18 protein-coding genes are annotated in these 20,408 nt (G+C 60.1%); 11 read left to right on the plus strand and 7 right to left on the minus strand.

What is annotated here, in order from left to right; genetic code table 11:
* Window positions 1–108 precede the first annotated feature (108 nt).
* The 3 genes from ACMXYI_RS07070 to betC form a co-directional block, all read right to left on the minus strand.
* Window positions 109–1,677 carry a SulP family inorganic anion transporter gene (locus tag ACMXYI_RS07070; protein WP_415772425.1) on the minus strand — a complete coding sequence of 523 codons (1,569 nt, stop codon included), beginning with the start codon at window positions 1,675–1,677 and terminating at the stop codon, window positions 109–111.
* Between the two features lie 171 nt (window positions 1,678–1,848).
* Window positions 1,849–2,769 (minus strand): choline ABC transporter substrate-binding protein, encoded by a 921-nt coding sequence (gene choX / locus ACMXYI_RS07075; RefSeq protein WP_415772427.1) that lies wholly within the window; start codon window positions 2,767–2,769, stop codon window positions 1,849–1,851.
* A 16-nt stretch (window positions 2,770–2,785) separates the two neighbouring features.
* The gene (gene betC / locus ACMXYI_RS07080) at window positions 2,786–4,300 is read right to left on the minus strand and encodes a choline-sulfatase (protein WP_415772429.1); all 1,515 of its coding nucleotides are present in this window, start codon (window positions 4,298–4,300) and stop codon (window positions 2,786–2,788) included.
* Window positions 4,301–4,414: 114 nt separating this feature from the next.
* Here betC and ACMXYI_RS07085 point away from each other — a divergent pair, with 114 nt between their 5' ends.
* A complete protein-coding gene (locus ACMXYI_RS07085) occupies window positions 4,415–5,365 on the plus strand; it encodes a choline sulfate utilization transcriptional regulator (RefSeq protein ID WP_415772431.1) in 951 nt (316 codons plus the stop codon).
* Here the strand turns inward: ACMXYI_RS07085 and ACMXYI_RS07090 are convergent.
* Window positions 5,352–6,023: an NAD(P)-dependent oxidoreductase gene (locus ACMXYI_RS07090; RefSeq protein WP_415772433.1), complete on the minus strand. Its 672-nt coding sequence runs from the start codon at window positions 6,021–6,023 to the stop codon at window positions 5,352–5,354. The genes ACMXYI_RS07085 and ACMXYI_RS07090 overlap by 14 nt on opposite strands.
* A gap of 82 nt (window positions 6,024–6,105) precedes the next feature.
* On the opposite strand from ACMXYI_RS07090, the gene ACMXYI_RS07095 reads away from it, so the two are divergent.
* Window positions 6,106–6,432 carry a DOPA 4,5-dioxygenase family protein gene (locus tag ACMXYI_RS07095; RefSeq protein WP_415772435.1) on the plus strand — a complete coding sequence of 109 codons (327 nt, stop codon included), beginning with the start codon at window positions 6,106–6,108 and terminating at the stop codon, window positions 6,430–6,432.
* Between the two features lie 5 nt (window positions 6,433–6,437).
* Here the strand turns inward: ACMXYI_RS07095 and ACMXYI_RS07100 are convergent, their stop codons facing one another.
* Window positions 6,438–6,839 (minus strand): GFA family protein, encoded by a 402-nt coding sequence (locus ACMXYI_RS07100; RefSeq protein ID WP_415772436.1) that lies wholly within the window; start codon window positions 6,837–6,839, stop codon window positions 6,438–6,440.
* Between the two features lie 319 nt (window positions 6,840–7,158).
* Here ACMXYI_RS07100 and ACMXYI_RS07105 point away from each other — a divergent pair, with 319 nt between their 5' ends.
* From ACMXYI_RS07105 to ACMXYI_RS07145, 9 genes are all read left to right on the plus strand, one after another.
* Window positions 7,159–8,466, plus strand: a complete 1,308-nt coding sequence (locus tag ACMXYI_RS07105; RefSeq protein ID WP_415772437.1) for a CitMHS family transporter — start codon at window positions 7,159–7,161, stop codon at window positions 8,464–8,466.
* Window positions 8,467–8,550: 84 nt separating this feature from the next.
* The gene (locus ACMXYI_RS07110; protein ID WP_415772439.1) at window positions 8,551–9,318 is read left to right on the plus strand and encodes a TerC family protein; all 768 of its coding nucleotides are present in this window, start codon (window positions 8,551–8,553) and stop codon (window positions 9,316–9,318) included.
* Between the two features lie 213 nt (window positions 9,319–9,531).
* Window positions 9,532–11,190, plus strand: a complete 1,659-nt coding sequence (locus ACMXYI_RS07115) for a Na/Pi cotransporter family protein (protein WP_415772441.1) — start codon at window positions 9,532–9,534, stop codon at window positions 11,188–11,190.
* Between the two features lie 56 nt (window positions 11,191–11,246).
* Window positions 11,247–12,635 (plus strand): M16 family metallopeptidase, encoded by a 1,389-nt coding sequence (locus ACMXYI_RS07120; RefSeq protein WP_415772443.1) that lies wholly within the window; start codon window positions 11,247–11,249, stop codon window positions 12,633–12,635.
* Window positions 12,636–12,856: 221 nt separating this feature from the next.
* Window positions 12,857–13,888: a DUF5924 family protein gene (locus ACMXYI_RS07125; RefSeq protein WP_415772445.1), complete on the plus strand. Its 1,032-nt coding sequence runs from the start codon at window positions 12,857–12,859 to the stop codon at window positions 13,886–13,888.
* Between the two features lie 53 nt (window positions 13,889–13,941).
* Window positions 13,942–15,090 carry an ABC transporter permease gene (locus ACMXYI_RS07130; protein ID WP_415772447.1) on the plus strand — a complete coding sequence of 383 codons (1,149 nt, stop codon included), beginning with the start codon at window positions 13,942–13,944 and terminating at the stop codon, window positions 15,088–15,090.
* Entirely contained in the window at window positions 15,087–15,890 is an 804-nt protein-coding gene (locus tag ACMXYI_RS07135) for an ABC transporter ATP-binding protein (protein WP_415772449.1), read from the plus strand. Before ACMXYI_RS07130 ends, ACMXYI_RS07135 begins: the two co-directional genes overlap by 4 nt.
* 1 nt (window position 15,891) lies before the next feature.
* Window positions 15,892–16,830, plus strand: coding sequence for an MlaD family protein (locus ACMXYI_RS07140; RefSeq protein WP_415772451.1), 939 nt, complete (start codon window positions 15,892–15,894; stop codon window positions 16,828–16,830).
* Window positions 16,827–17,453 (plus strand): ABC-type transport auxiliary lipoprotein family protein, encoded by a 627-nt coding sequence (locus tag ACMXYI_RS07145; protein ID WP_415772453.1) that lies wholly within the window; start codon window positions 16,827–16,829, stop codon window positions 17,451–17,453. Before ACMXYI_RS07140 ends, ACMXYI_RS07145 begins: the two co-directional genes overlap by 4 nt.
* Before the next feature lie 51 nt (window positions 17,454–17,504).
* Here ACMXYI_RS07145 and ACMXYI_RS07150 read toward each other — a convergent pair whose 3' ends face one another.
* On the minus strand, window positions 17,505–18,734 hold the full coding sequence (locus ACMXYI_RS07150; protein WP_046044891.1) for a nucleoside recognition domain-containing protein: 1,230 nt from the start codon (window positions 18,732–18,734) through the stop codon (window positions 17,505–17,507).
* 132 nt (window positions 18,735–18,866) lie between these two features.
* Window positions 18,867–20,198 carry a glutamate/aspartate:proton symporter GltP gene (gltP, locus tag ACMXYI_RS07155; RefSeq protein ID WP_008155623.1) on the minus strand — a complete coding sequence of 444 codons (1,332 nt, stop codon included), beginning with the start codon at window positions 20,196–20,198 and terminating at the stop codon, window positions 18,867–18,869.
* Window positions 20,199–20,408: the final 210 nt, after the last annotated feature.

Below are 20,408 nucleotides of genomic sequence, written 5' to 3' on the forward strand. Positions count from 1 at the left end.
TTGCTCCCGCTCGGGTGCGAAGCGCCCGCAGATTTTTAGGGTCGCTACGCAACCCAGCGGGAGCAAGCTCCCTCGCCACAGGGATTGGTGTTTTATCCAAGGATTGGTTTAGTCCTCAAACCGGATCGGGCATTTCTCCGCCCCTTCCAGCTTCCTCAACTCTTCCACCACCTGCGGCCGCGCGCGCCGCAGGGTCAGGCTGCGATCCTGGCGCAATAGCCGTCGCGCTTCCTGGTGCAGCATCTCCACGCCTGAATAGTCGATGAAGTTGATTTGCTGCGCTTCAATCACCACGCGCGCGCCGTGCATCCGTTGCAGGCGTACTTGCAGGTAATGGCTGGCGCCAAAAAAGATCGAACCGCCGACCCGCAGAACGTCTTCATCCCCATCTCGCCAATGCTGGACCCGCGGTTGCGAGGTGCGTTTGAGGTAGAAGAACAGCGAAGCCAGCACCCCGGCGTAGATCGCGGTCTGCAATTCCAGCAGCAGTGTGGCGACACAGGTCAGCGCCATGACCAGGAACTCGGCGCGGCTGACCCGCAACAACGCGCGAATGCCGCGATGATCCACCAGCCCCCAGGCGATCAACAAAATGCTGCCGGCCATGGCCGGGATCGGAATGTGCGCGATCAAATTCGCGCCGAAGATGGCGAACAGCGCCACCCACAATGCCGAAAAAACGCCGGCCATCGGCGAGCAGGCACCCGCTTCGTAGCTCAAGCCCGAGCGGGTGAAGGAACCGGCTGACAGCGATCCGGAAAAAAACGCACCGACCATGTTCGACAAACCCTGGGCACGGACTTCCTGATTGGCGTCGAGCAACTGCTGGGAACGGGCCGACAAGGATCGGGCAATCGACAGACTGGTGACCAGCCCGAGCATGCCCACCGCCACCGCGCTGGGTAGCAAGCGCAGAATCAGCTCCAGATCCAGTGGCAGCGGGCTTAAGGGCGGTAGTCGGCCGACAAATGCGCTGACCAACTTCACATGGCCGAACATCGATGGCCAGAGCCAGACCAGCAATCCGCTCAGCGCCAAGGTGATCAATAGCGTCGGCCAGCGTGGCAGGAGCAATTTCAGGATCACGCCCACCACAACCGTCGCCAGGCCCAGCATTAGCGACGGTTTATCCACAGCGCCGAGGTGACTGAAGAGCATCATCAAACTGTTCAGCGCCGTTGCCTGGTTGGGCAATTCCAGCCCCAACAGATTCGGCAGTTGGCCGATGGCAATCACCACCGCCGCGCCGAGGGTGAAACCCAGCACCACCGAGTGCGAGACGAAATTCACCAAGGCGCCGAAGCGCAGCAAACCGAGCAGCCACTGGAAAATGCCGGCAAGCAGCGTCAGTAACAGGATCAGGGTGACGTAGTCCTCTGACGCAGGAACGGCCAGCGGACTGACGCTGGCGTACAAGACAATAGAAATCGCCGCCGTAGGACCGCAGATCAAGTGCCACGAAGAACCCCAGAGACAGGCGATCAGCACCGGGATAATCGCGGCGTACAGACCGTATTCAGGTGGGAGACCGGCAATCAGCGCGTAGGCAATGGATTGCGGCAACGCGAGAATCGCACCGCTGAGGCCGACGATCAGGTCTCGACCGACGCTGGCGCGGGTTTGCCGGGGCATCCAGCTGAGGAAGGGGAAGAGCGAATGGCGGCTTGGAAAGGCCATGGGTCCTCTCGGGTGGGATTTTGCGCAAGGGTAGCAGGACTAGCCGTTGATCGTTCCCACGCTCCGCGTGGGAATGCCGCCATGGACGCTCCGCGTCCGCTTAGAGATGTGACGCGGAGCGTCACGGGATGCATTCCCACGCAGAGCATGGGAACGATCGGCGTCGGAGGTTCAGAGTTTGGCTTTCACCGCCCCCAACGCATCCTTCCCATCCACTGTCTTCACCCCATCCAGCCACTTATCCAGCACAGCCGGATTAGCCTTGATCCACGCCTTGGCCGCATCAGCATTGCTGACCTTCTTGTTCACCACCTCGGCCATGATGCTGTTCTCCATTTCCTGGGTGAAACTTAGGTTGGTGAGCAGTTTGCCGACGTTCGGGCAGGCCTGTGCATAATCTTTGCGGGTGAGCGTATGAACGCTGCCTGTGTCGCCGAAGTACTTCTCGCCGCCCTTGAGGTAGTGCATTTTCAACTGCACGTTCATCGGGTGCGGGGTCCAGCCGAGGAAGGTCACGAACTTCTGTTTTTTCACCGCGCGAGACACTTCGGCCAGCATTGCCTGCTCGCTGGACTCGACCAATTTCCACTGGCCCATGTCGAAGTCGTTCTTCTTGATGATTTCCTGCAAGGAGATGTTGGCGGGAGCGCCGGAGCCGATGCCGTAGATCTTCTTGTCGAACTTGTCGGCGTATTTGTTCAGGTCGGAAAAGTTATGCACACCCGCGTCCCAGACATAATCGGGGACGGCGAGCGTGAATTCGGTGCCGTCGAGGTTCTTCGCCAATTGCGTGACATCGCCGGTGGCCACGAACTTGTCGTAGAAACCCTGTTGCGCCGGCATCCAGTTACCGAGAAACACGTCGACCTGACCATCTTTCAAGCCGCCAAAGGTGATCGGCACCGCCAGCGTGTCGACCTTGGCCTTGTAGCCCATGCCGTCCAGCAGAAACCCGGTGATGGCGTTGGTCGCGGCGATGTCGCTCCAGCCAGGGTCGGCCATTTTCACCGTCTCGCAACTCTGATCGGCATAGGCCGATGCACTGCCCAGAGCCAGAAGCCCGACCGTCATTGCTGTGGATAACCTACGCATGGCATTCCCCTTAACATTATTGGTTTTGGCAGGGTTGTGGATAACGTGCTTTACGCTCCAGATCGTCGAGGTCGATGTGGTTGCGCATGTACTGCTGACTGGCGTCCACCAGCGGCTGGTGATCCCAGCTCTTCAGCTTGCCGATGGTTAACGCATCGGCGACAAAACGTCGGCGCCGCTGGCTGGCGAGTACTTGTTGGTGGATCGCCGGGATATCCCATTTAGCCCGGGCTTCGGCGAGAAATTCATCGAAAAGCAGCTGATGTTGCGGCGATTGGCTGAGTTCTTCCAGTTCGCGCGGGTCGTTGTGTACGTCGAAGAGTAGGCAAGGGTCGTCTTCGCTGTAGATGAATTTGTAGGCGCCGCGGCGAATCATCATCAACGGACTGATGGTGCCTTCAGCCATGTACTCGCCGAAGACCTCGTCATGTCCGCCCTGCCCTTGCAGGTGCGAGACCAGTGAGCGGCCATCCAGCGGCAGCCCTGGCTCCAGCGAACCGCCGGCCAGTTCCACAAAGGTCGGCAACAGATCGGCAGTGGAGACCGCTGCGCTGACCCGGCCAGCCCCGAATTGCCCCGGCGCACTGATCAGCAGCGGCACGCGGGCGGCCATTTCGTACCAATGCATTTTGTACCAGAGCCCACGCTCGCCGAGCATGTCGCCGTGGTCGCCGGAAAACACGATGATGGTGTCATCGATCAGGCCGGTTTCCTCAAGTGTTTGCAGGAGTTTGCCGACGTTGCTGTCAATATAGCTGCACGCACCGAAGTACGCCCGGCGCGCATCACGAATCTTATCCACAGGCAGCGGTTTGTCCCACAGGTCGTAAACCTTGAGCAAACGCTGGGAGTGCGGATCGAGTTCGGACTGGGGCGGGGTTTCAGGCAACGGGATGTCGGCGTCGTCGTACATATCCCAGAAAGCTTTGGGAATGGTGTACGGGTCGTGTGGGTGAGTCATCGAAACGGTGAGGCAGAACGGCTGATCGCCATCCTCTCGGATGTGATCGAACAAATATTGCTGGGCCTTGAACACCACCTCTTCGTCGAAATCCAGCTGATTGGTGCGTACGCACGGCCCGGCCTGCAGCACCGAAGACATGTTGTGAAACCAGGTTGGACGCACGTCTGGCTCGTCCCAGTTCACAGACCAACCGTAATCGGCCGGGTAGATGTCGCTGGTCAGGCGTTCTTCATAGCCATGCAGTTGATCCGGGCCGCAGAAATGCATCTTGCCCGACAGTGCGGTGCGGTAGCCGAGTCGACGGAGGTAGTGGGCATAAGTCGGTACGTCGGCGGGGAAATCGGCCGCGTTGTCGTAGGCGCCGATCTTGCTCGGCAATTGACCGCTGACCAGGGTAAAACGCGACGGCGCGCACAACGGGCTGTTGCAATAAGCGGCGTCGAACACCACGCCTTGGGCGGCGAGGCGGCTGAGATTGGGCAGTTTGATGGGCGAAGGGCCGTAGAACGGCAACATTGGCGCGGCCATCTGATCGGCCATGATGAAAAGAATATTCTTGCGCTTCATGTGATCGCGGCATTCCATAGTAAATATTTATGCGAGAGTGCTGCGATCGAGCATGTAGCCCATGCCGTTTGTGGTAAAGCCCATGCACGGCAATGACTAGGATAAGCAAAGCTTATGTATGACGCCCTTGGTGATTTGTCTCTGGATTTGCTTCGCGCCTTTGAAGCGGCGGCCCGTCAGCGCAGCTTCACGGCTGCTGCGGTGGAACTCGGCACCACGCAACCGGCCATCAGCCAGCAGATCAAACGGTTGGAAGAGCAACTCGGGACGAGGCTGTTCGACCGGATCTATCGCGGCATCGAACTGACCGAGGCCGGGACGATCCTGTTTGAGCAGGTTCAGCTCGGATTGCAGAATATCGACGCAGGATTGAGCGCGATCAGCGCACAGCATCAACATGAAGTGTTGCAGGTCGCCACCGATTTCGCCTTCGCCGCGTATTGGCTGATGCCGCGCCTGCACCGCTTTCATGCCGCCAATCCTCAAGTGGATGTCAGCCTGGTCACCAGCGAACGCAGCCTCAACATGCTGCGCACCGATATCGATGTGGCGGTGTTGTTTGGGGATGGCCGATTCAAGCAGGGCGAAAGCCATTGGCTGTTCAGCGAAGAAGTCTTTCCGGTGTGCAGCCCACTGTTGTTGAAGGACCGTCCCCTGCCCTTGCCGGCCCAGTCATTACTCGAGTTCCCGCTGCTGCACCTTCGAGGCGAAAACAGCAGCAACTGGTTCGACTGGAGCGGCGTGTTTCGTGAGTTGGGGATCGCTTCGGCACCCGCGCCCGGACAATTGCGCTTCGACAATTACACGCTGTTGATTCAAGCGGCGATTGGCGGCCAAGGTGTGGCGATTGGATGGCGGCACCTTGTGGATAACTTGCTGGCGCAAGGTTTGTTGTGTCGACCGATTGCGGAAGCGGTGATTTCCAGGCTCGGCTATTACGTGGTCCTGCCCCAGCGGAAACGGCGTAGTGCGCTGATTCAACAGTTCGTGGACTGGCTGATGGCTGAGCAGGCCAGCAGTGCGCAATCGTTGAATGGCCTGCCGTTGCCGTCTATCGCTGTATAGCCTCGGTCGCGACAAAGGTCACGTGTTCGCCGACATGCAGGTTCAACCGCAACTCATCGGCAATCCCGACCGCCACCCGGCTCAACCGCTCAAGCGGTTCGGCGAGGCCCGGCTCCGGGCTGCGGCTGACGTGGCTGAAATGCTCGATGGTCAGCCCGGGCACCCCGTGCGGCGCATTCACCAGCGTCCAGTGCAAGGTGCTGCTTTGCAGGGCTTCGCGGATTTCTTCGGCGGCGTGGCGTTGCAGTCGATCTTCTATCTCCGGATCGTCCAGAGCCTCGAAATCTCCGACCAGAAACAGCCGGGCAATCCCTGAGGCCTGCATGCCATCGATCAGCGCATCCACCGCCAGCACTTGCTCGACCGGGCCGGGCACGATGGATTTTTCCACGTGCTCGCTGTTCATCGGCAACCCGGGTGCATCCAGCAGACAGATCACCGCCGAACAACCGGCGACGCTCTGCTTGACCCGCTTGGCGTCGAACAAATCGCCGGTCTTGGTCCGCAATCCCGGGCGCGGCGCGAGCGCCGTCAGGTCATCGAGAATCGCGATCACTTCATGTTGGCGCCGCAGCATTTCAGCCATCAGCGCACTGCCCAGGCTACTCATGGCACCATAAAGCACCACTTTCACCACCGGGGTTTCGGCATTTTTCATGTCCGTGCTCCGTTCTTCCTATTTCTATGGCGTGTGACCTGTGGGAAACAACGCCGGTTCGACTCGGTTCAGAGGGTTTCAAATGCAGCGGATCAAGGGCTACCACGCCCATGTCTACTTCGACGCCAGCACCCTTCCACAGGCGCGAGCCTTGTGTGAGCAGGCGGCACAACTGTTTCCAGTGAGGATGGGGCGCGTCCATGAACGCCCGGTGGGCCCGCACCCGGACTGGAGCTGCCAGTTGGCTTTCGAGCCGCAATACATCGGCGACGTGCTGCCCTGGCTTGCGCTCAACCGCAAGGGTTTGGTGGTGTTCCTGCACCCGGACACCGGCGACGATCTGCTCGACCACACTGAGCACGCCATCTGGATGGGCGCGATTCGGCCACTGGATCTGTCTGTTTTTTGATCAGTTTACAACTGTTCCTCGGCTTCGCCGGGCAAATGTTCGTCCAGATGCAGCCAGGGCAGTCGGTTGTCAGTCCAGATATGTTTTTCGGCGGGTGCCTGCTCGGGATGATCGAGAGTGGCGATGGTCACGTCGATGCTGTCCGGGCTCAGCTGCGTTATCAGCGCAAGTTGCGCCCCACAGTTGCCACAGAAATACCGCACGCAGGGTGTTGAAGAGTTGTACTGCGCGGGCACTCCTTTCACCCATTCAAAGGCCGACACGGGCACGGTGATCCAGGTAGTCACGATCCCGCCGCTGACCCGTCGGCAAATCGAACAATGACAGTGGGCGATATCGTGCAAAGGCCCGCTGAATTGATAGCGCAGATGTCCGCAATGGCAGCCGCCCGTATGAATTTCGGCCATGTTTTGCCCTCCTGCCCTGTTTTCAGGGACTTCAAACCCGTCCGACGACCGGTTGCACATCTGGTCAATGCTTTCATCCGCGAAAGCTGGGTGAAAGCTTCCCCGATTAGGATCGCCCCCACTACCGGCAACAGACCGGTCGGCCAATGCCAGTGTTTTATCGCTCGCACAGCCCATTTAACAACAACAATGGTGATCCTGATGTCCTCTGCTACCCGCCACTTCGCTGTCACTCCGCCCATACGCCTCGTGCTTCCCGTTCTGCGCTGACCCACCCGGTTCGCCCATTCCCTAGCCGCGCTATGCCTGGAGTATTCCCATGCTGACTTTCCTTGGCTTTGCCATGGTCATCACGTTCATGTTCCTGATCATGACCAAGCGCCTTTCCGCGCTGATCGCTCTGATCATCATCCCGATCCTGTTCGCGCTGTTCGGTGGTTTTGCGCCGAAGATCGGCCCGATGATGCTCGAAGGCATCACCAAGCTCGCACCGACCGGTGTGATGCTGATGTTCGCCATTCTGTACTTCGCCCTGATGATCGACTCCGGCCTGTTCGACCCGGCCGTGCGCAAGATCCTCAAACTGGTCAAGGGCGACCCGTTGAAAGTTTCGGTCGGCACCGCCGTACTGGCGCTCGTCGTCTCCCTCGATGGTGACGGCGCGACCACTTATATGATCTGCGTGGCCGCCATGCTGCCGCTCTACGCCCGTATCGGCATGAGCCCGCGGATCATGGCCGGCCTGATCATCCTCGCCGGTGGCGTGATGAACATGACGCCATGGGGCGGCCCGACCGCCCGTGCGGCCAGTGCGCTGCATGTGGACCCGTCCGACATCTTCGTACCGATGATTCCGGCGATGGCTTTCGGCGTTGTGGCAATCCTCTTGATTGCTTACTTCTATGGCAAACGTGAGCGTGCGCGCCTGGGTGAGCTGCATCTGGTGGGCGACGAAATCGACCACAGTGAAATCACCGTTTCGCAATTCCCGGATGCCCGTCGTCCAAAGTTGATCTGGTTCAACGGCGCCCTGACCCTGGCCTTGATGTGCACCCTGGTTGCCGGTCTGTTGCCGCTGCCGGTGCTGTTCATGGTGGCTTTCAGTATCGCGATGATCGTCAACTACCCGTGCCTGCAACAGCAGAAGGATCGCGTCGCGGCCCACGCCGGTAGCGTGCTGGCGGTGGTCGGTTTGATCTTCGCGGCCGGCATCTTCACCGGTATCCTGTCGGGCACCGGCATGGTCGATGCGATGTCGAAAAGCCTGTTGGCGGTCATCCCGGACTTCCTCGGCCCGTACCTGGCGGTGATCACTGCACTGGTGAGCATGCCGTTCACGTTCTTCATGTCGAACGATGCATTTTATTACGGCGTGTTACCGGTACTTGCGGAAGCCGCCAGCCATTACGGTATAACCGCGGTTGAAATGGCACGTGCCTCGATCGTCGGTCAGCCCGTCCACTTGCTGAGCCCGCTGGTACCATCGACCTACCTGTTGGTGGCCCTGGCCGGTATCGACTTCGGTGATCACCAGCGTTTCACCCTGAAGTGGGCAGTGCTGGTTTGCATGTGCATACTGATCGCCGCCTTGCTGATGGGGATTTTTCCGCTGTTCAGCACTCTATAAGCCCAAGACTCACCATGACGGGTCCAGGCTTTGTTGTTGAAGCCCGGGCCCTTCGTGGTTTAACACTCGCACAAAGGAATACACATGGAATGGCTGACCAACCCTGAAATCTGGGTTGCCTTCTTCACCCTGACCGCCCTGGAAATCGTCCTGGGTATCGATAACATCATCATGATTTCGATCCTGGTCAGCCGCATGCCCAAGCACATGCAACAGCGCACCCGGATTTTCGGCCTCGCGCTGGCCATGGTTACGCGGATCCTGTTGCTGCTGTCGATCACTTGGGTCATGCGCCTTACCGCCGACTTGTTCGTAGTGTTCGGCCAGGGTATTTCCGGGCGAGACCTGATCCTGTTCTTCGGTGGTCTGTTCCTGCTGTGGAAGAGCTCGCAAGAGATGTACCACGCGCTGGAAGGTGAAGACGAAACCAATGAGGAGCCGGGCGGCAAGGGCGGCAACTTCCTCTACACCATCATTCAGATCGCGATCATCGACATCGTGTTCTCGCTGGACTCGGTCATCACCGCCGTGGGCATGGTGTCCCATGTACCGGTCATGGTCGCGGCGATCGTCGTTGCCGTGCTGGTGATGATGTGGGCTTCCGGCACCATCAGCGAGTTCATCGACAAGCACCCGTCGCTGAAGATGCTGGCGCTGTCGTTCCTGCTGCTGGTCGGTACCGTGCTGATTGCCGAATCCTTTGAAGTGCACCTGCCAAAAGGCTACGTCTACTTCGCCATGGCGTTCTCGCTGGCGGTGGAAGCGATCAACATCAAGATGCGCACAGCGATGATGAAAAAGAGGAAGCAGCAAGACCCGGTGAAACTGCGCAAGGACGTTCCGGGTCAGTAACCCGAATGCCATGTGATGACAAAGGGGCCTTCGGGCCCCTTTTTCATATCCGCATCAAACTGTTTTCATGACAGTTTTGTTTCAATCACTTCTTTAGCTGTGCGATGCTGGCGCGCAGACCGTTAGCCAACTACAGCTTAAGTACAGAACGTAGAAGAACGCGCGGCGCCGTCAACTTGCCCCTTTGGGGCGCTACCACCACAGGGGGCCTGCATGCTCACCCTGCTCAATTTGTTATCTGCCGTGGCCTTGTTGATTTGGGGCACGCACATCGTCCGAACCGGCATTCTGCGGGTCTACGGTTCCAACCTGCGCCATGTGATTGGCCGGAACATGTCCAAGCGCTGGCTGGCGTTCATCTCGGGGATCGTCGTCACGGCGATGGTTCAGAGCAGCAACGCCACCGCCATGCTCGTCACCTCCTTTGTCGGTCAGGGCCTGATGGCGCTGACACCAGCCCTGGCGACCATGCTCGGGGCCGACGTCGGTACCGCGCTGATGGCGCGGGTGCTGACCTTCGACCTGTCATGGTTGTCGCCGCTGCTGATCTTTCTTGGGGTGATTTTTTTCCTGTCGCGCAAACAGACCCGACTGGGCCAGATGGGCCGCGTCAGCATCGGCTTGGGGTTGATCATTCTGGCGCTGCAACTGATCGTCGAGGCTGCCGCGCCGATCACCCAGGCCCAAGGCGTGAAGGTGATTTTCGCCTCGCTGACCGGCGACATCTTGCTGGATGCCCTGGTCGGCGCGTTGTTCGCAATGGTTTCCTACTCCAGCCTGGCCGCCGTCCTGCTGACCGCGACCCTGGCCGGCGCCGCAGTGATCAGCCTGCCCGTGGCCATCGGCCTGGTGATCGGCGCCAACATCGGCAGCGGCATCCTCGCCTTCCTCAGCACCAGCATGCAGAACGCCGCCGGCCGCCAGGTGGCGTTGGGCAGCCTGCTCTACAAACTGATCGGACTGCTGCTGATCATCCCGGTACTCGACCCGTTGGTGCACTGGATCGACAGCCTGGACTTCAGCCCTCAGGAAATGGTCATCGGCTTTCACCTGCTCTACAACACCGCGCGCTGCTTGATCTTGCTGCCGAGTGTCGGACCGATGGCCAGGTTCTGTGCGTGGGTGCTGCCGGAGCGCCCGCAAGTCAACGGCACCGCCAAACCGCGGCATCTTGATCCAACAGCGCTGGTCACGCCCAGTCTGGCGCTGGCCAATGCCGCCCGGGAAACCCTGCGCATCGGCGACCTGATCGACAACATGCTCGAGGCCATGCTCGACGTGCTGAACGGCAAGCAAACCGCCGTTACCCAGGAAATGCGGCGCCTGACCGATGATGTGGAATCGCTCTACGGCGCCATCAAACTGTATCTGGCGCAAATGCCCCGCGAAGACCTCAGTGAGCAGGACAGCCGGCGCTGGGCGGAAATCATCGAACTGGCGATCAACCTTAAACTCGCCAGCGACCTCATCGAACGCATGCTGCGCAAGGTTCAGCAGCAGAAAACCTCGCAGCGCCGGTCTTTTTCCGAGGTCGGCCTGGAAGAGTTGGCGGGGCTGCACAGTCAGTTGATATCCAACCTGCGCCTGGGGTTGTCAGTATTCCTCAGTGCCGATAAGGAAAGTGCCCGCCAGTTATTGCGTGAGAAACGTCGCTTTCGCGCACAGGAACGCCGCCTGGCCCATGCTCACGTCAGCCGATTGCAACGTAAGATCGTGCAGAGTATCGAGACCAGCTCGTTGCACCTGGAGTTGATTGCCGACATGAAGCGTCTGAATTCGCTGTTTTGCAGTAGCGCCTATGTGGTGCTGGAAACTTCCGACACCGGCGCCCTGGCGGTCGACGAATTCGCTGACATCACGCATTCACCCTGAACGTCCACAGTTGCCTGAAGTCTGTTGAACTTACGCTGGCCGTATGGAAACCCGTTATGCGTTGTCTGTTGTTCGCCTGTCTGTTGCTTGGCTCATTCCCTTCATTTGCCCTGGATCGCTTTCAGGTCGAGGGCTATACGCTGCCCAACGGCCTGCAATTAATGCTCAAACCCGGCACCGAGCGCGGGCATGTGGCGATTCGTCTGGTGGTCGGCGTCGGCATCGATGATTTCAGCTGCGCCGACAAGGAGCTGCCGCACCTGCTTGAACACTTGCTGTTCAGCGGCATCGACGCCACTGGCGAAGGCGGGCTGGAAGAGCGCATGCAGGCCTTGGGTGGCGAGTGGAACGCCTACACCAGCAATGCCGACACGACGTTCGTCATCGAAGCCCCGGCGAAAAACCAGCGCAAGGTCCTCGACCTGCTGCTGGCGCTGCTGACCCAGACCCGAATCGACGACAACGCCATCAACGCCGCCAAACAAGTGGTCGAGCGCGAAGACGGCGGCCATTACTCGCACCTGCAACGCTGGCTGGATCGCCAGGATCTTGGCCACACGGCGAGTAATCAGCTGGCGGTGGAACTGGGCCTCAAATGCCCCGAGCGGCCTGAGGTCGATCACCTGACCCGCGATCAGCTGGAAAAGGTACGCAAGGCCTGGTACGCGCCCAATAACATGACCCTGATCGTCGTCGGCGACCTCGACCGGTTGCTGCCGGCCTATCTGGAACGGTCTTATGGCGCGCTTGAAGCGGTCGACCCGACCGATCACCCGCCCCTGCCGGCCATCCAGGCCAGTGCCGCCCATGAGCGCACCCTGAGTCACGGTTTTGTCGGCGGCAGTGCCAAGTTGCATTGGCTGGTGCCGGAACCGGTGCTGGAAGATCAGCACGACGAAACCTTCGACTTGCTCAAGGACTATCTGGACTGGGCGCTCTACCGAAAATTACGTCTGACCCATGGCTTGTCCTACGGGCCTTCGGCCGAGCGCGAGGTGTTTGGCGGTGTGGGCTTCATGAGCCTGAACGCAGACCTTGAGCGCGATGACGTGTCCAAGGCCGAACAGGTGCTGGATGATCTCAAGGCCGGGTTGCTCAGGGACGGTCTCAATGCCAACACCTTCAACCGCCTCAAGCAGGCCGCCATTGCCCGTCAGGCCTGGGCCGTGCAAGGCAACAGCGCGTTGGCCGATTATTACTGGAGTGCCCTTGGTGACTACGAGGATGGCCGTTTTGCCAACCCGGCCAAGGAACTGCAAGGGGTGACGCTGGAGGAAGCAAACAAGGCCATGCGTGAATTGCTCATGCAGCCGGGCTACCTGCGGATCGAAAAGCCGTTGATCAGTGATGATCAGTTGATGTGGGCGATTGCCGGGGTGCTGGGGCTCATCGTATTGATGCTGATGGGTTGGCGCTTGCATCGAAGGACACCGAAACCCGTGTAGCAGCTGGCGCAGCCTGCGTTCGGCTGCGAAGCAGTCGCAAATCTGTTACGTCAGATATACCTGATGGACCGCGTTGAATGGTTTACGACTGCTTCGCAGCCGAACGCAGCCTTCGGCAGCTGCTACAGGGGTTTTGTGATCGGACCTTATCCCCTCGCCACGCCGCCCTCTCGGCGGTTACCCTGTCGAGGATTTTTCCCACGACTATTGCGAACCGCCGAATGCCTACTCTGACCCTATACGTCCAGCGCATCCTGGAATTGATGAAGCGCTACCCAGGGGTCATTGCGCTCGGTGGTTTCATTTCCGGGGTCGGCAGTTTCATTCTGGTGGATCGTCAGCAAGGTCTGGCGACCTGGATCACCACCATCATGCTGGTCAGCTGGATCTGGCTGATGCTGGAAAACAGCCTCACCAAGCTGTTCACCAGGATCTTCAAACGCGAAATCCCCCAACCTCTGCTGCGCTACGCCACGCAGATGATCCACCAGGAAAGCCTGTTCTTCGTCCTGCCGTTCTTTTTTATCACCACCACCTGGAACAGCGGCCAGCTGTTTTTCACCGGGCTGTTGGGCATCGCCGCGCTGATTTCCATCATCGACCCGCTCTACTACAAATGGCTGGCCCCCCGGCGCTGGGCGTTCCTGGCGCTGCATACCCTGACGCTGTTCGCTGCACTGCTGACCGCCCTGCCCGTCATCCTGCACCTGACCACCGCTCAGAGTTTCAAACTGGCCCTGGGCACCGCCGTCGTGCTGTCGTTCCCGAGCCTGGCGTCGATCTTCCCGATTCGTACCGTGCGCAACGCCTTGGCGATTCTCAGTATCACGCTGGGCATCGGCGCGCTCGGTTGGGTGCTGCGATCCTGGGTGCCGCCGGCGACCCTATGGATGACCGACGTGGCGATCAGCACGCAAATGCAGGACCGCACACCTGGCAAGAGTCTGGAAGAAGTCAGCGCCGACCAGATCCGTGGTGACGGGCTGTATGCCTACACCGCGATCAACGCCCCGCGTGGTCTGGATGAGCGGATCTATCACGTGTGGCAGTTCAACGGCAAAGAGGTCGACCGCATCCCGCTGGATATCCACGGCGGGCGCAAGGAAGGCTATCGGGCCTGGACCCACAAACAGAATTTCCCCGGCAACCCCGCGGGTAAGTGGCAGGTTCGGGTGCTGACCGAAGATGGCCAGGTCATTGGTGTATTGCGCTTCGTGGTAAAGGACAACAAGCCTGCGACTGCCGCAAAGTAACCCGTTCGTGCTATTACGTAGAGCTGCGTAATAGCCGATAAAGCACGGAGCTTATGACCAGCAGCACAATGCCCGGCAGTGCCCGACTGGACACCTCTCACTCCCCTGCTCAGTTGCGGGTCACGGGTGACTGGACGCTTGCCCATTACGCCGATCTCAAGCACCTGAGCGAAAAGCTCCGCGGCCAATACGACGACAGCACTCACATCGACCTCAATGGCCTCGGCGCGCTCGACACCGCCGGCGCGTCGCTGTTGGTGGAGTTGCTTGGGTCCGAGCGTTTGGGTCGATCCGCTGAGCATCCCGATTGCACATTGTCCTCGGCCGACCGTGCCTTGTTGCAGACCGTCTATTGCTCGCTGACCGACTTCTGCGTACCGATCAAGGAACCGGAAATCAGCGTCGGCATTCAACTGCTGACCCGCATCGGCCGCGCGGTCGACGCGGTCTGGCAGGACACCCTGCAACTGCTGGGTTTCGTCGGCCTGATTCTGGAAACCATCGCCCGTGGTCTGTTTCGCCCGAAATGCTGGCGTATTACGCCGATGGTGGCGCACATCGAACAGACTGGCCTCGACGCCGCCCCTATCGTCGCCCTGCTGACCTTTCTGGTGGGCGCCGTGGTGGCGTTTCTCGGCGCGACGGTGCTGGCGAGTTTCGGTGCGAGTATTTTCACCGTGGACCTGGTGGCGTTCTCCTTCCTGCGCGAATTCGGTGTATTGCTGACCGCGATCCTGATGGCCGGCCGCACCGCCAGTGCGTTCACCGCGCAGATCGGCTCGATGAAAGCCAACGAAGAAATCGACGCCATCCGCACCTTGGGCCTCGACCCGATGGAGCTTTTGGTGGTGCCGCGAGTGTTGGCCCTGCTGGTCGCGCTGCCGATGCTGACCTTTTTGGCGATGCTTTCGGGGATCGTCGGCGGCGGTGTGGTTTGCGCGGTGGCGCTGGATATCTCGCCGGCGATGTTCCTGTCGCTGCTGCAAACCGATATCGGTGTTCAGCACTTCTTGGTGGGGATCGTCAAAGCGCCGATCTTCGCGTTCCTGATCGCCGCCATCGGCTGTCTCGAAGGCTTCAAGGTCAGCGGCAGCGCCGAATCCGTCGGCGCGCACACCACGTCGAGCGTGGTCCAGTCTATTTTCGTGGTGATCGTGCTCGACGCCGTGGCCGCGCTGTTTTTCATGGAGATGGGCTGGTGAGTCGTCTACCCCGAGCGCCCTCCGAGGCGGTGATCGAAGTCCGCGGTCTGTGCAATCGTTTCGGTCGCCAGAGCGTGCATGAGAACCTCGATCTGGATTTGTACAAGGGCGAAATCCTTGCCGTGGTCGGCGGTTCCGGCAGCGGTAAATCGGTGCTGCTGCGCAGCATCGTCGGCTTGCGCCAGCCCAGCGACGGGGTGGTGAAGGTCTTTGGAAAAAACCTACCGACGCTGTCCGAACACGAGCGCTCAATGGTCGAACGGCGCTTCGGCGTGCTATTCCAGAAAGGCGCCCTGTTCTCTTCGCTGACCGTGACCGAGAACGTCGCCCTGCCCCTGATCGAGCATGCCGGTTTGAGCCGAGAGGACGCCGAACACCTGGCGGCAGTGAAAATGGCCTTGGCCGGGTTGCCGCTGTCGGCGGCCGACAAGTACCCCGCTTCGCTGTCCGGCGGCATGATCAAGCGTGCGGCACTGGCTCGCGCTCTGGCGCTGGACCCGGACATCCTGTTTCTCGACGAACCCACCGCTGGCCTCGATCCGATTGGCGCGGCCGCGTTCGATCAATTGATCCTGACCCTGCGTGATGCGTTGGGCCTGAGTGTGTTTCTGGTCACCCACGACCTCGACACGCTCTACACCATCACTGACCGCGTGGCGGTGCTGGCGCAGAAGAAAGTGCTGGTGGCGGATGCCATCGACAAGGTGTCGGAAACCGACGATCCGTGGATTCACGAATACTTCCATGGCCCTCGCGGCCGCGCGGCGCTGACCGCCGCTCAACAGCTTAAGGAGGTCTGACATGGAAACCCGAGCCCATCATGTATTGATCGGCCTGTTCACCGTGATTGTGGTGGCGGGCGCCCTGCTCTTCGGCTTGTGGCTGGCCAAGTCCAGTGTCGACACCGAGTTCAAGGATTACGAGATCGTCTTCAACGAGGCGGTCAGCGGCCTGTCCAAGGGCAGCGCCGTGCAGTACAGCGGGATCAAGGTCGGCGACGTGGTGACCCTGCGCCTGGACCCGAAAGACCCACGCAGGGTGCTGGCACGGATTCGTCTGGGCGGTGATACGCCGATCAAGGAGGACACCCAGGCCATATTGGCGCTGACCGGGATCACCGGCACCTCGATCATTCAGCTCAGTGGCGGTACTCCGCAGAGTCCGAAGCTCAGGGGCAAGGACGGTGAGTTACCGACGATTATTGCATCGCCCTCGCCTATCGCTCGCTTGTTGAACGACAGCGGCGACCTGGTGGCCGGTGTGAACATGCTGATGCACAACGCCAATCTGATGTTTTCTTCGGAGAACGTCGAGCGCATCAGCAAGACCCTTGAACATCTGGAACAAACCACCGGCACCATCGCCGACCAGCGCGGCGATATTCGCCAGGCGATGCAACAACTGGCCTCGGTCGGCAAACAGGCCGGCGCCATGCTGGAACAGACGTCGGCGCTGATGCGCAACGCCAATGGCATGCTCAACGATCAAGGCAAGCAGATGTTCGGCAGTGCCGAGCAGGCGATGAAGTCGCTGGAACAGAGCAGCGCGACCATCAACACCTTGCTCACGACCAATCAGGATTCGCTCAACAGCGGCATGCAAGGCCTCAATGGCCTGGCCCCGGCGGTGCGTGAACTGCGCGACACCCTGACGTCGTTGCGGGCTATTTCCCAGCGTCTGGAAGCCAACCCCGCCGGTTATTTGCTGGGCAATGACAAGAACAAGGAGTTCACGCCATGAAGCTGACTCACATCGCCCTCCTCGCTGGCTTCATCGTGCTCAGCGCCTGCTCGATCCTGCCCAAGTCCGAGCCGTCCGATGTCTATCGGTTGCCTTCGGCCCAGAGCAGCGCATCGGCCAGTCACGGGACGCCGCAGCGCTGGTCGTTGCGCCTGACCAAGCCCCAAGCCAGCGAGGCTTTGAACGGCCCCAAGATCGCCGTGATCCCTCAGGGTGATCTGATCAGCAGCTACAAGGCTTCGCGTTGGAGCGACCCGGCGCCGGTGTTGCTGCGCAATCGTCTGTTGGATGGTTTCCAGCGTGATGGACGGGTTTCATTGCTGAGCACCGACGACAGCAACTTTCAGGCAGACCTTGAACTGGGCGGTAGCCTGCAGGCGTTCCAGACGGAATACCAAGGAACGAACGCGAGCGTCGTCGTGCGTCTGGATGCGTTGCTGGTGCGTGGTTATGACCAACGAATTCTCGCCAGCCGCCGCTTTGAAGTGCGCCAGCCGTTGAGCGATGTGAAGGTGCCGGCGGTGGTGGCCGGGTTTGGCCAGGCCAGTGATCAATTGACGGCGCAGGTGGTGGCTTGGGCGGTGGAGCAAGGTCAAAAGCTCGCCCCGCCGCTGAGACCCTGAAGTCGACGCAAACCAAATGTGGGAGCAAGCTCGCTCCCACAGGTTTTTTGGTTAACCGAAGAACCAGTAGCAAACCCCGATGGCGCCCAACACCCCGGCCAATTCGGCCAGCAACGCACATCCCACCGCATGCCGCGCCCGCTGGATGCCCACCGCGCCGAAGTACACCGCCAATACATAGAAGGTCGTTTCGGTACTGCCCTGAATAGTCGCCGCCACCAGCGCCGGGAAGCTGTCCACGCCAGACGTTTTCATGGTTTCGATCAGCATCGCCCGGGCGGCACTGCCGGAGAACGGTTTGACCATGGCCGTCGGCAGCGCATCGACGAAGCGCGTGTCCCAGCCGGCCCATTCCACCAGATGCCGAATCCCGTCCAGGCCAAAGTCCAGCGCTCCGGATGCCCGCAGCACGCCGACGGCACACAGCATCGCCACCAGATACGGCAACAGGTTCTTGGCCACGTCGAAGCCTTCTTTGGCGCCTTCGACGAACGCTTCGTACACCTTCACTTTGCGCAGCGCGCCGATCACCAGAAACAACATGATCAGCCCGAACAGCGTCACGTTGCCGAGGATCGATGACAGGCTGGCCAGAGCGGTCGCTGAGAGCGTTGCCAGCAGCGCCATGAAGGCACCGAGGGCGAGGGCACCGGGAATCAGGTACGCGAGCACCACCGGGTCCCACAGGCGCAGACGCTGCATGAACGCCACCGACAGCAGGCCAACCAATGTCGAGCAACTGGTGGCGAGCAGGATTGGCAGGAACACCAAGGTCGGATCGGGCGCACCTTGCTGGGCGCGGTACATGAAGATCGTCACCGGCAGCAGGGTCAGGGAAGAGGCGTTGAGCACCAGAAACAGGATCTGCGCGTTGCTGGCGATGGTGTCGCTGGGGTTGAGCTCTTGCAGCGCCTTCATGGCTTTAAGGCCGATCGGCGTGGCGGCGTTGTCCAGGCCCAGGCCGTTGGCGGCGAAGTTCAGCGTGATCAGGCCGATGGCTGGATGCCCGGCCGGCACTCCCGGCATCAGCCGCAGGAACAACGGGCCCAGCGCTTTGGCCAGCCACTCGACGATCCCGGCCTTCTCGGCAATCCGCAGAAAGCCCAGCCAGAGCGTCAGGGTGCCGAACAACAGGACCATGACTTCGACCGACAACTTGGCCATGGCGAAAATGCTCTCCACCATCGCCGCGAAGATCCCGGCGTTACCGCCGATCAGCCATTGCGCCAGTGCCGAAACGGCAGCCACGATGAAGAAGCCAAGCCACAGGCCATTAAGCATCAGTCAAATCCCCCGAAGAATGCGGCGAATGATAGCGGGGTAGCCAGAAACGACAAACCCCGGATTTCTCCGGGGTTTGTTTTTGGCTCTTGTAGGAGCAAAGCTTGCTCGCGATACAGGCGACGCGGTCTATCAGTTGCTGGAGACTTCACCCACCGGCAATTTTTCCTTGCTGCGCCAGTGCGGCAGGGAGTTCCAGTAGCGCTGGCCTTTGGCGTCGTCGTACATACCCTCCCAACGGGAGATGACCAGCACGGCCAAGGCATTGCCGATCACGTTCAGTGCGGTACGGGCCATGTCCATGATGCGGTCGACACCGGCGATGAACGCCAGGCCTTCGAGTGGAATACCCACGCTGCCCAGGGTGGCCAGCAACACCACGAAGGAAACACCCGGTACGCCGGCGATGCCTTTGGAGGTGACCATCAGGGTCAGCACCAGCAGCAATTGCTGGCTGATCGACAGGTCGATGCCGTAGAGCTGGGCAATAAAGATCGCCGCGATGCTCTGGTACAGGGTCGAACCGTCGAGGTTGAACGAGTAGCCGGTCGGGACCACGAAGCTGCAAATGGCTTTCGGCGCGCCGTAGGCTTCCATTTTCTCGATCACGCGCGGCAGCACGGTTTCGGAACTGGCGGTGGAGTAGGCCAGCACCAGCTCATCCTTGAAGATGCGCATCAGCTTGATCACCGAGAAGCCGAACAGGCGAGCGATCAGGCCCAGCACCACGAAGGCGAAGAAGGCGATGGCGACGTAAACCAGGATCACCAGTTTGGCCAGCGGCAGCAGGGAGGCGAAGCCGAAGTTGGCCACGGTCACCGCGATCAGCGCGAAAACGCCGATCGGGGCGTAGTTCATGATCATGTGAGTGACTTTGAACATGCTTTCCGACACGCCCTGGAACATCTTCACCAGCGGCTCGCGCAGGTCCGATTGCAGGCTCGACAGACCGAGACCGAACAATACTGAGAAGAAGATGATCGGCAGCATCTCGCCGCGGGCCATGGCCGCGAAGATGTTCGACGGGATCAGGTTGAGGATGGTCTGGATGAACGCATGTTCATGCTGAACCTCGGCGGCGGTGGCCTGGTACTTGGAAATATCCACAGTACCCAGGGTGCTCATGTCGATGCCGGTGCCCGGATGGAACACGTTGGCCAACACCAGGCCGACCACGATGGCGATGGTGGTGACGATCTCGAAGTAAAGAATGGTCTTGAGGCCGATACGCCCGAGCTTCTTCGCGTCGCCGACACCTGCAATACCGACGATCAGCGAAGAGATCACGATCGGGATCACAATCATCTTGATCAGACGGATAAAGATATCGCCTGCCGGTTGCAGGACGTTGCTGACCCACCAGGCTTTTTCGGCACTGAAATGGTTGAGCAGCGCACCGATTGCAATCCCCAATACCAGACCGATGAGGATCTGCCAGGCGAGGCTAAGCTTTGCCTTCTTCATATCTTTACCCTTACTTGCGTTTGACTCAGACAGATGCAAGAACTGGAACGCTTGTGGCGAAAAAGTCTTGTGCATCTGCCCCCGTATAAGGTGCCCCGGAGCGCTTGTTATCGGCTCTCTGGCAGGCGAAAAAAGGCGCAACTATTCAGATGCAAGGAAGCAACGTCTAATGCCGTAAACGCCTACCCTATGCCGAATCGGCATGAGCTT

Origin of the sequence: Pseudomonas lyxosi, from assembly GCF_047758685.1 — a bacterium.
Lineage (GTDB): Bacteria > Pseudomonadota > Gammaproteobacteria > Pseudomonadales > Pseudomonadaceae > Aquipseudomonas > Aquipseudomonas lyxosi.